This is a genomic window from Saccharothrix sp. CB00851 (assembly GCF_001905065.1).
GTDB lineage: Bacteria > Actinomycetota > Actinomycetes > Mycobacteriales > Pseudonocardiaceae > Actinosynnema.
This window is the reverse complement of sequence record NZ_LWLC01000046.1, coordinates 1-9897: the sequence shown is the minus strand read 5'-3', so window position 1 is coordinate 9897 and position 9897 is coordinate 1. Positions and strand designations below refer to the sequence as shown.

At 71.2% G+C, this 9897-nt stretch carries 12 protein-coding genes; 4 read left to right on the top strand and 8 right to left on the bottom strand.

Annotated elements, in window-relative coordinates; all coding sequences use genetic code 11:
- A partial coding sequence (locus A6A25_RS44395) for a hypothetical protein (protein ID WP_198932972.1) occupies window positions 1-497 on the bottom strand: 497 nt, incomplete at its 3' end.
- A gap of 189 nt (window positions 498-686) precedes the next feature.
- On the opposite strand from A6A25_RS44395, the gene A6A25_RS36025 reads away from it, so the two are divergent.
- Window positions 687-902, top strand: a complete 216-nt coding sequence (locus tag A6A25_RS36025; protein WP_073898008.1) for a hypothetical protein — start codon at window positions 687-689, stop codon at window positions 900-902.
- A 46-nt stretch (window positions 903-948) separates the two neighbouring features.
- Here A6A25_RS36025 and A6A25_RS36020 read toward each other — a convergent pair whose 3' ends face one another.
- The 6 genes from A6A25_RS36020 to A6A25_RS35995 form a co-directional block, all read right to left on the bottom strand.
- Window positions 949-1878 (bottom strand): NADP-dependent oxidoreductase, encoded by a 930-nt coding sequence (locus tag A6A25_RS36020; protein ID WP_073898006.1) that lies wholly within the window; start codon window positions 1876-1878, stop codon window positions 949-951.
- Between the two features lie 12 nt (window positions 1879-1890).
- The gene (locus tag A6A25_RS36015; protein ID WP_073898004.1) at window positions 1891-4833 is read right to left on the bottom strand and encodes a bifunctional [glutamine synthetase] adenylyltransferase/[glutamine synthetase]-adenylyl-L-tyrosine phosphorylase; all 2943 of its coding nucleotides are present in this window, start codon (window positions 4831-4833) and stop codon (window positions 1891-1893) included.
- Window positions 4834-4873: 40 nt separating this feature from the next.
- Window positions 4874-5098 (bottom strand): hypothetical protein, encoded by a 225-nt coding sequence (locus tag A6A25_RS36010; RefSeq protein ID WP_073898002.1) that lies wholly within the window; start codon window positions 5096-5098, stop codon window positions 4874-4876.
- Window positions 5095-6228: an inorganic phosphate transporter gene (locus tag A6A25_RS36005; protein ID WP_073898000.1), complete on the bottom strand. Its 1134-nt coding sequence runs from the start codon at window positions 6226-6228 to the stop codon at window positions 5095-5097. Before A6A25_RS36005 ends, A6A25_RS36010 begins: the two co-directional genes overlap by 4 nt.
- Before the next feature lie 126 nt (window positions 6229-6354).
- Window positions 6355-7092 carry a type 1 glutamine amidotransferase gene (locus tag A6A25_RS36000; RefSeq protein WP_073897998.1) on the bottom strand — a complete coding sequence of 246 codons (738 nt, stop codon included), beginning with the start codon at window positions 7090-7092 and terminating at the stop codon, window positions 6355-6357.
- Window positions 7093-7106: 14 nt separating this feature from the next.
- The gene (locus A6A25_RS35995) at window positions 7107-7553 is read right to left on the bottom strand and encodes a rhodanese-like domain-containing protein (protein WP_073897996.1); all 447 of its coding nucleotides are present in this window, start codon (window positions 7551-7553) and stop codon (window positions 7107-7109) included.
- 79 nt (window positions 7554-7632) lie between these two features.
- Here A6A25_RS35995 and A6A25_RS35990 point away from each other — a divergent pair, with 79 nt between their 5' ends.
- The 3 genes from A6A25_RS35990 to A6A25_RS35980 are packed head-to-tail and all read left to right on the top strand — an operon-like array spanning window position 7633 to window position 8933.
- On the top strand, window positions 7633-8097 hold the full coding sequence (locus tag A6A25_RS35990; RefSeq protein WP_073898049.1) for an Lrp/AsnC family transcriptional regulator: 465 nt from the start codon (window positions 7633-7635) through the stop codon (window positions 8095-8097).
- A gap of 30 nt (window positions 8098-8127) precedes the next feature.
- A complete protein-coding gene (locus A6A25_RS35985; protein WP_073897994.1) occupies window positions 8128-8730 on the top strand; it encodes a hypothetical protein in 603 nt (200 codons plus the stop codon).
- Complete coding sequence (locus A6A25_RS35980) at window positions 8727-8933, top strand: helix-turn-helix domain-containing protein (protein WP_073897992.1); 207 nt, start codon at window positions 8727-8729, stop codon at window positions 8931-8933. Before A6A25_RS35985 ends, A6A25_RS35980 begins: the two co-directional genes overlap by 4 nt.
- On the opposite strand, the gene A6A25_RS35975 is transcribed toward A6A25_RS35980, so the two are convergent.
- Entirely contained in the window at window positions 8914-9777 is an 864-nt protein-coding gene (locus tag A6A25_RS35975) for a GNAT family N-acetyltransferase (protein WP_083668939.1), read from the bottom strand. The genes A6A25_RS35980 and A6A25_RS35975 overlap by 20 nt on opposite strands.
- Window positions 9778-9897: the final 120 nt, after the last annotated feature.

The window sequence follows — 9897 nt, the reverse complement described above, 5'->3', positions numbered from 1 at the left end:
ATCAACCCGGACCACCGGCTCGTCGACAGGGACGCGCCGTAGTCGCGCTGCGCGTCGTCCACCACCGAGACGGACGCGACGGGCAGGTCCATCTTCGCCGTGCTGGCGTTTATGGCGGTGACGAACACCTTGAGGCGGCCGCCCAGGTTTTCGACCTTGGTGACTTCCACGGTGAGCAGGCCGCGTGCCTGCTTCCACGACCCCGTGAGCACCTTGGCGTCGACACTGGGCGCGGCCTCTTCCTCTGACTCGGGAGAAGGGGACGACAGTGCCGTGCCGACCGCGCCGTCCAGGCCGCCGGTGGTGTCGTCCGACGTGCTCGTCCGCGAGGTGGGGGCCGTCGAGGAGGTTTCGCGCAGGTCGAAGCTCAACGCGCCGACGCCGACCGTGCCGGCGGTGACCGCCTGGATCACCCCGAGCAGGACCAGCACGCCGAGCATGACCAAGCTGATCTTCAGAGCCGCGCTGCTCTTCTTGCGGTGGGTCTCGTCGTCCATGACGTCCTTCGTCCGGGCGCACGCGTGCGAACGTGAATCTCCCCCATGAGTGTCGTTAGTCTCGGCATAAGGAACACCAATAGTCAATGCGCAGCGGCCCTGGATCGACGGTCCGTAGCCCCCGATGAACACGCCGCGACAGCAGGGCTGCCCGTCCCCCGATCGAGGTGGGCGGTTAGGGTCGCGCCCGTGTCTGATGACGTCGCAACCCCCGCCCAGGTGCTGTCCACCAACATCTTCGACTCCGCCGCCGAGGCGATCGAGGCGATCGGCGCCGCCGACGTGCTCGGTCTCGGTGTCCGGGTGTCGAACCGCCTCGTCCAGGACGAGGACTCCGACGACACGCTCGTCGAGGAGTGGATCGTCGAACTGCTCACCTCGGTCCCGACCGTCGACGAGGAGTGAGGCAGCCGAAGGGCCCCCGCGCTCGACGGGGGCCCTTCACCGCTCGTCACACCGTCAGCACGATCTTGCCCCGCACGTGCCTGCCTTCCAGCAGCCGGTGCGCCTCGGCGGCCTGCGCCAGCGGGAACGTCTGCTGCACGGTCACCTGCAACTCCCCCGAGCCCGCCTGCCCTGCCAGCCAGTCCAGGTCTTCACGCACCGGCTTGGCGTAGGCGTAGCGGCCACCCAGCTCCAGCACGTTGGTGTCCACGATGGACACGATCCGGGCCGGGTCGCGCACCAGCGCGGGCGAGTCGTTGAGCGCCGCGCCGCCCACGCAGTCGAACGCCACGTCGACCAGCCCGTCGCCGCCGACGAGCTCGGCCACGTTGTCCACCAGCGCGTCACCGTAGGCCACCGGCTCGACGCCGAGGGACCGCAGGAAGTCGTGGTTGCGCGGCGACGCCGTCCCGATCACCCGTGACGCGCCGAGGATCCGCGCCACCTGCACGGCCAGGTGCCCGACACCACCGGCCGCGGCGTGCACGAGCACCGTGTCGCCGGACGACACCCCGACCTTGCGCAACGCCTGCAACGCGGTCAGCCCGGTCAGCGCGAGCCCGCCCGCCTCCTCGAACGACAACGACGCCGGCTTGTGCGCCAACCCGCGCTCGGTGGCCGCGACCAGCTCCGCGTACGTCCCGTGCTGCACGTGGTCCTTGCGCTGGTAGCCGAACACCTCGTCACCGACGGCGAACCCGTCCACCGCGGGCCCGACGGCACGCACCACCCCGGCCACGTCCCAGCCCGGGACCAGCGGGAAGTGGCACGGCATCGAACTGGCCACGTACCCCATGCGCACCAGCCGGTCGACCGGGTTCACCCCGGCGGCACGCACCTCGACCAACACCTGGTCCAACGCGATCGGCGGGTCGGGCAGCTCCCGCTCCACGAGGACTTCGGCATCTCCGAATTCGGTCTGCGCGATCGCTTTCACGCACCCCAGTCTTCAGGAACCGTAGAAGATGCGCTCGATCACGGCCCGCGCCCGCCGCGCCGTGCGCCGGTAGGAGTCCAGGAACCCACCCGGGTCGCCCACGTGCCCCATCGCCGACGCCACCGCGGCCAGGTCGCGTCCGGCCGTGGGCAGCTGGTCACCGGCCTTGCCCCGGACCAGCACGACGGCGTTGCGCGCCCTGGTCGCCATCACCCACGCGTCGGTCAACGCCGCCGCGTCGTCCTCCGACACCAGCCCGGCCTCCGTGGCGGCACGCAGCCCGCGCACGGTCGACGGCGTGCGCAGCCCCGGCACCTCGAACGCGTGCTGCAGCTGCAGCAGCTGCACGGTCCACTCGACGTCCGCCAGCCCACCGCGCCCCAGCTTGGTGTGCGTGGACGGGTCGGCGCCGCGCGGCAGCCGTTCGGCCTCGACGCGTGCCTTGATGCGCCGGATCTCCCGCACGGCACCCGTGTCCAGGCCCTTCGCCGGGTAGCGCACCGGGTCGACCGACTCGATGAACCGCGCGCCGAGGTCCGCGTCACCGCCGATGCACCGGGCCCGCAGCAGCGCCTGCGATTCCCACAGCTCGGCCCACTGCGCGTAGTAGGCCCGGTAGGAGTCGAGCGTGCGCACCAAAGGCCCCTGCCTGCCCTCCGGCCGCAAGTCGGTGTCCACCTGCAGCGGCGGGTCCTGGCTGGGCGCGCTGAGGAGCCGCCGCACGTGCTCCACCACCGAGGAGGCGTACCGAGCGGCGTCCGAGTCGGTCACGCCCGCCGCGGGCTCGCACACGAACATCACGTCGGCGTCCGACCCGTACCCCAGCTCACGCCCGCCGAGCCGGCCCATGCCGATGACCGCGATCGACGCCAACCGCTCACCCGCGGACCGCACCACCGCGTCCAGCGCCGCCTGCAACACCGCCACCCACACCTCGGACAGCGACACGCACACCGTCCGCAGCGGCACCAGTCCGAGCAGGTCCGCCGACGCCACCCGCAGCACTTCCTGGCGGCGCAGGGAACGGGCGGCGGTCACCGCGCGGTCCAGGTCGCTGTACCGGGACACGGCGCTGCGCAGCGGGTTGCCGATGGTCATCGGGTCACGGCCGACCAGCGCGTCGGTGTCGGCCAGCAGCGGCAGCACCTCCGGCGCGCGCACCAGCAGGTCGGGCACGAACTTCGAGGTGCCCAGCAGTGCCGCCAGCCGGTCGACCACCGTGCCCTCGTCGCGCAGCAGCCGCAGGTACCAGGGCGTCTCGGCCAACGCCTCGGACACCTTCCGGTACGCCAGCAGCCCCCGGTCCGGGTCGGGCGTGGTGGCGAACAGGTCCAGCAACACCGGCAGCAACGCCGTCTGGATCCGTGCCCGCCGGGAAACGCCCCTGGTCAGGGCCTCGATGTGCTTCAACGCGCCGTCCGGCGCCGCATAACCCAGCGCGGACAGTCGGGCCGCGGCCTGGGACGTGGTCAACCGCAGCCCTTCCGTCGGCACCTTCGCGACGGCTTCCAGCAGCGGCCGGTAGAACAGCTTCTCGTGCAGCCTGCGCACCTGGTTGGCGCGCTTGCGGAACTCGGCGAGCAGCACCTGGCTCTCCGACAGCCCGCCCTCGGCCTGCAACCCGGCCGCCCGCGCCAACCACCGCAGCGCCGCCACGTCGTCGTCGGCCGGGAACAGGTGCGTGCGCAGCAGTCGCTGCAACTGCAACCGGTGCTCCAACGTGCGCAGGAACCGGTAGGCGCGACCGAAGTCTGCGGCGTCCGCCCGACCGATGTACCCGCCGCGCCCCAACGCCGCCAACGCCTGCGTGGTCGTGGTGATGCGCAGTTCCTCGTCGGCGCGACCGTGCACGAGCTGCAGCAGCTGCACGGCGAACTCGACGTCCCGCAGCCCGCCGCGGCCCAGCTTCAGCTCCCGGTCGGTCAGCCCCGCGGGCACGTGGTCCTCGACGCGGCGGCGCATGGCCTGCACGTCGGGCACGAAGTTCTCCCGTTCGGCGGCCGTCCACACCAGGGGCCGCACCACGTCCATGTACCGCTGCCCCAGCTCGTCGTCACCGGCCACCGGCCGGGCCTTGAGCAGCGCCTGGAACTCCCACGTCCGCGCCCACCGCTGGTAGTAGGTGGCGTGGCCGTCCAGCGTGCGCACCAGCGCGCCCGCCTTGCCCTCCGGCCGCAGCGCCGCGTCCACCTCGAAGCACGCCTGGCCCGCGACCTGCATCACCGCGCCCGCCAGCCGGGTGGCCACCCCCAGGTCGCCCTCGCCGACGAACACCACGTCCACGTCGCTGACGTAGTTCAGCTCCCGCGCGCCGCACTTGCCCATGGCGATGACCGCGAGCCGGCACTCGTCCGACCGCGGCACCTGCCGTGCGGCGACGTCCAGCGCGGCCCGCAGCGCGGCCACCGCCAGGTCGGACAGCAGGCTCGCCACGTCGTCGTAGTTGATGTACCGCTGCTCGGGCTCGACCACGTGCGCCAGGTCGTCGGCGGCGATCCGGCACAGCAGCGCCCGGTACTCGACCCGCAACGCCCGCACCGCGTCCGTGCCGGTCAGCCCTTCGACCGCGGCGACCAGCGTGGGCGCGAACGACTCCGCGTCCACCGGCTCGGCGTCGGCCAGCCCGCGCCAGCGGTCGGGGTTGGCGACCAGGAAGTCCGACAGCGCGGTGGACGACCCCAGCACCGCCAGCAGCCGACCGCGCAACGCCTCGTCGTCCCGCAACGCCTGGTCCAGCTCGGTCCACCGCTCACCGAGCGCCACCCGCAACCGGTCGACGCCGCGCAGCGCCAGGTCCGGGTCCGGACTGCGGGACAACGCCACCAGGACCGGCTCGTTGCCCTCGCTCGGCCGCCGTCCCTCCCACCAGCCGGCCGCGTGCAGGTGCTCACCGCTGCGCGACTCGGTCAGGCCGAACCGCGCGGGGGACGTGGGGAGGCGGGCTGGATCGGTCATCGACGAACACGGTAGTCGGCCGCGAGGCCCCGGGAGTCGTTCAGCCGGCCACGATCAAGTAGATACCGAACAACACCACGATCACGCACGCCAGCAGGCAGGCCGCGGCGGCGACCGTCGGCAGCGCCGTGGACGCCTGCCGCTCCTGCGCCGCCTCCCGCGCCGAGAGGGCCTTCAGCCCGCCCGAGAACAGCAGGACCAGGCCCAGCACCACCGCCAGGCTCACCCCGAACACGGCGCCCAACGCCGCCCAGTCGATCTTCACACCGCCACCTTGTGCGTCTCGGCCTGCGCCGCGATCTCGTCCACCACGTGCTCGGGCCGCACCGGCTCACGGCGCGACAGCAGCCAGATCACCAGCGACACGACCACACCGACCACCGCCACGGCGACCACGCCGGCCGTGCCCAGCGAAGCGATCTTGCCCGCGAGCGCGCCGACCAGGCCCGCCGCCGGCAGCGTCAACCCCCACGCCGCGGCCATCCGCCCCGCCACGCCCCACCGCACCCCGTCACGCCGGCGGCCCAGGCCGGAGCCCATGATGCCGCCGGACGCGACGTGCGTGGTGGACAGCGCGAAACCCAGGTGCGAGGACGCCATGATCACGGTCGCCGCACTGGTCTGCGCGGCGAAGCCCTGCGGTGCCTCGATCGTGGTCAGGCCCGAGCCCAGGGTCTTCGTGATGCGCCACCCGCCCAGGTACGTGCCCAGCGCGATGGCGATCGCCGCGCTCAGGATCACCCACATCGGCGGTTCCGAGCCGGGCGCGAGCGTCCCGGCGGTGATCAGCGTGAGCGTGATGATGCCCATCGTCTTCTGCGCGTCGTTCGTACCGTGCGCCAGCGACATGAGCGCGGCGGACGCGATCTGGCCCGCCTTGAAACCCTTGTCCGTCACGGACTTCCGCGCCCGCTTGGTCAGCCGGTAGGTCAGGTAGGTGGCCAGCATCGCCACGATGCCCGCCACCAGCGGCGCGGCGATCGCGGGCGCCACGACCTTGTCCACGACCTTCGCGAAGTGCACCGCGTCGGCGCCCGCCGCGATCCAGGTCGCGCCGATCAAACCGCCGAACAGGGCGTGCGACGAGCTCGACGGCAGCCCGACGTACCAGGTGACCAGGTTCCAGATGATCGCGCCGATCAACCCACCGAACACGATCGCGGGCGTGATTCTGGCGTCGTCGACGATCCCGCCGGAGATGGTCTTGGCCACCTCGACCGACAGCAACGCTCCCACCAGGTTCAACACCGCGGAGAACGCGACGGCCGTGCGTGGCCGCAGCGCACCGGTGGCGATGGAGGTCGCCATCGAGTTCGCCGTGTCGTGGAAGCCGTTGGTGAAGTCGAAAACCAGGGCCGTGACGACCACGATGATCACGAGGAGCGAGGCATCCACGCTGATTCCTCCAACTGAATCGACACAGTCGAAGGTAAACGCTACCCGTCTGGCCGATGAACACTCACAACGACGAGGTGAACGCTACCTGTCCAAGCGATGAACGCTCACCTCGGTGGAGGTTCATCACACCAACGGCAGGCTCCGGTGGATCGTCAGCTCACCGGAGGCCAAGCGCACGAATCGTTCGGCGAACGGCTGCCACACCTCCCGAATGTCCTCGTGACCCGCGGTGAGCCGATCCGGGTCGAGCACCTCCGGACGCACACCTCCCACCACCTCCGGGTACCCCGCCGCCCAGCCGAGAACCACGTCCGGCGTGGTCTCGATGTGGAACTGCACGCCATAGGCGCGGTCACCCACGCGGAACGCCTGGTTGGCGCACTTCGGCGAGGACGCCAGCAGCAGCGCCGTCGGCGGCAGCAGCCCGACCTCGTCCTCGTGGAACTGCAGCACGTCCGGCGTCCACGGCAGGTCGGCGAACAACGGGTCACCGCTCGCCGCGTCCCGCTTGGCCACCAGCTGCACGCCGACCTCGGGCCCCGCCGGACTGCGGCGCACCTGTCCACCGGTCGCCGCGGCCAGCAGCTGCGCGCCCAGGCAGATCGCGAGCAGCGGCACGCGCCGGGACACCGCGTGCGACAGCAGCTTGCGCACATCGGCGAGCCACGGGTGTCCGGCGTCGTCCAGCGCACCCATCGCGCCACCGAGGCAGACCACGCCCTGGTAGCCGTCGAGCGTGGCCGGCACCGGCTCTTCGTACGGTTTCACCACGTCCAGCACCGCCCCGGCGGCGGTCAACCACTCGCCGAGGCGGGCGGGCGGGTCATCGGCATCGGGTTGCAGCACGAGCAGGCGCGTCACCCGTCCGAGGGTAGTCAGCAGTCGCAGGACACCCCGTGCAGGCTCACGTGTTCGGCGCCCGCCACGGCGTCGCCCTCCACGGGGTAGCCCGACGCGTGCCACGTGGTGATGCCACCGGCCAGCCTCTTCACCTTGAACCCGAGCCGCGACAGCTTGAGCGCGCCCTTGGTGGCGGCGTTGCACTCGAAGCTCTCGCAGTAGCAGACGTAGACGAGGTCGCGGTCCCAGCCGGCCGTCGTCGTCTCGTCCACGTTCCAGTGCGGGAGGTTGATCGCGCCGGGGATGCGGACGCGCGCGAACGCCTCGGGGCTGCGCGTCTCGACCAGCTGGAAGCCCTCGGTCGTACCTGCCTCCAGATCGCGGACCACGTCGTCCGGGTCGGCCTCGAAGGCCAGTTCCGCGGCGAAGAACGCGGCGGCGTCAGCGGGGTCGGCGGCGGGGAAGCGGAGCGTGTTGGTCATGAGTAAATCGTTGCTGACCAGCGTGTTCTTCCCCATGGAGAACTCCAGGCGTTACCGGGGTTCCGCTTACGATTCCACGGTGGAACTGGACGATCTGGATTGGAAGTTGTTGGACCTGCTCCAGCGCGACGGCCGGATGACGTTCACCGAGCTGGCCAAGCGGGTCTCCCTGTCCGCGCCCGCCACGACCGAGCGCGTGCGGCGGCTGGAACAGGCCGGGATCGTCACCGGGTACGTCGCGGTGGTCGACACGCACCGGCTCGGGCTGCCGATCGAGGCCATCGTCCGGGTGCGGGTGCGCAGCCTGGACACACCCCGGTTCCGGGAACGCGTGGTGACGCTGGCGCAGGTACGCGACGCGGACCACGTGACCGGGGACGACTGCTGGCTGCTGCGCGTGGTGTGCCGGTCGATGGTCGAGCTGGAGGCGTTCGTGGAGCAGGCCCAGCGGTACGGCGACACGACCACGTCCCTGGTGTTCTCCTCCCACGGCCGCAACCGGCCCGTGACGCGCGAGGTCTGCGAGGGTATCGTTTCTCGATAACATCGATAAACGATACGCGGGGGGCATGTCATGTCGAGGGGGAACCCGTTAGAGCCGCTGACCGGTCTGGCGTCGTTCGCGTTGGCACTGAGCCTGTTCGGGTACGGGGCAGCCACCGCGTTCCGGCTCACGGTCGGCTTGTTCAAGCCGGTGTGCTTCACGGCCGAGTACTGGCCCCACGACGCCGAGGGCCACGACCTGGCCGCGGGCGTGCGGCTGGACGACGTCAACCGGGTCACGCTGTGCGTCGACGACCCGGAACCGTGGCACCACGTGCTCGGCTTCCTGTCCGAAGGCCCGGTGCCGCTCGCGCAGACGGCCGCGCTGCTGCTTCTCGTGCTGCTGCTGCGTAATGCGGCACGCCACGGCATCTACACGGCGGAAACGGCAGCGGGCGTACGCCACCTCGGCCACTACCTGCTGTGGGTGCTGCCGACGGTGGCGATGGTCGAGTCGATCGCGCGGACCACGCTGGTGCACGCCTCCGTCACGTTCGACGCGGGGTTCATGGCCTTCTTCGGCGAGTGGGAGGCGCCGTGGTGGGCGGTCATCACGGGCATGGCGCTGCTGTCGCTTGCGAAGATCATGCGCACGAGCGCGGAGATGCGCGCCGACCTGGAGGGAACCGTGTGAGCATCCAGGTGCACCTCGACCGGCTGCTGGCCGAGCGCGGGATGACCTTGACGGAGTTGGCGGATCGGGTGGGCGTGACCGTGGTGAACCTGTCGATCCTCAAGAACGGCCGGGCCAGGGCGATCCGGTTCAGCACGCTGACCGCCCTGTGCGAGGTGTTGGACTGCCAGCCGGGGGACCTGCTCAGCCACCGGCGGGGGTGAACACGAACTCCGCCGAGTCGACCACCGACCGGAACCCGATCCGCTGGTAGATCGAGTTCGAGGTCGGGTTCGCCAGGTCGGTGTAGAGCACGACGTGCTCCGCGCCGTTCTCCCGTGCCCACGACGCGCACGCCGCCGTGACGGCCGCGCCGTAGCCGTGCCTGCGGTGCTCGGGCGGCGTGTAGACGGGGCCGATGCGGGACATCCCGGACGCGGGCGCGTTCGCCGCCGCCCAAGCCACCGGCGTGTCGCCGTGGTACCAGATCACGTGGCCGTGCCCGGCCGTCAAGCTGATGCGCAGCATGAGCCGGGCGCGGTCGTCGCTGTTCTCGTCACGGGCCTGCGCGGTCGCCTCGACCCCGAACTCGGTGCGCCAGCGGCTGAGCAGCGGGATGTCGTCCAGGGTCGCCAGGCGTGGGGTGCCGGGAACGTCGGGGACGGCCAGGTCGCCCAGCTCGTACAGGCGCAGCGCCATGTGCTCACGGGCGCCACATCCGGTCCGGGCGGCCCAGGCGACGACGAACGCCTCCACCGAGTCGCGCGGACCGTTGACGCCGGGCAGTTCCACGTCACCGGCCAACGCGTCCGCGACGACCTCGGCCCACTCCGGCGAGACACCGCTCAACGTCAACGGCCACGGCGGCGTGCGCAGTGCCGCGGCCACCAGGACGCCGTCTTCGGAGACGCTGACCAGCAGCGGTGGCTCGTCCCCCGGGTCGGCGTGGTTGAGCCTGCGGTCGACGGCCGCGATCGGGATCGTGTGGAACACGGGGTCGGCGTTGTAGAAGTCACCGGTCAACGCCCAGAACTCCGCCAGGTCGTCGTGTCTCGTCACCTCGGCCACGACCGGACCGTAACGCAAAAAGCCCTCAGGGGCACTCGAATTAACGAGTGCCCCTGAGGGTCGAAGTATGCTCGGCGGCGTCCTACTCTCCCACACCCTCACGAGTGCAGTACCATCGGC

Coding starts and splice junctions, on each gene's coding strand:
- A6A25_RS36015 (WP_073898004.1), bottom strand. CDS start 4,833: ATGACCGATCCAGCCCGCCTCCCCACGTCCCCCGCGCGGTTCGGCCTG.
- A6A25_RS35995 (WP_073897996.1), bottom strand. CDS start 7,553: ATGACCAACACGCTCCGCTTCCCCGCCGCCGACCCCGCTGACGCCGCC.
- A6A25_RS35985 (WP_073897994.1), top strand. CDS start 8,128: ATGTCGAGGGGGAACCCGTTAGAGCCGCTGACCGGTCTGGCGTCGTTC.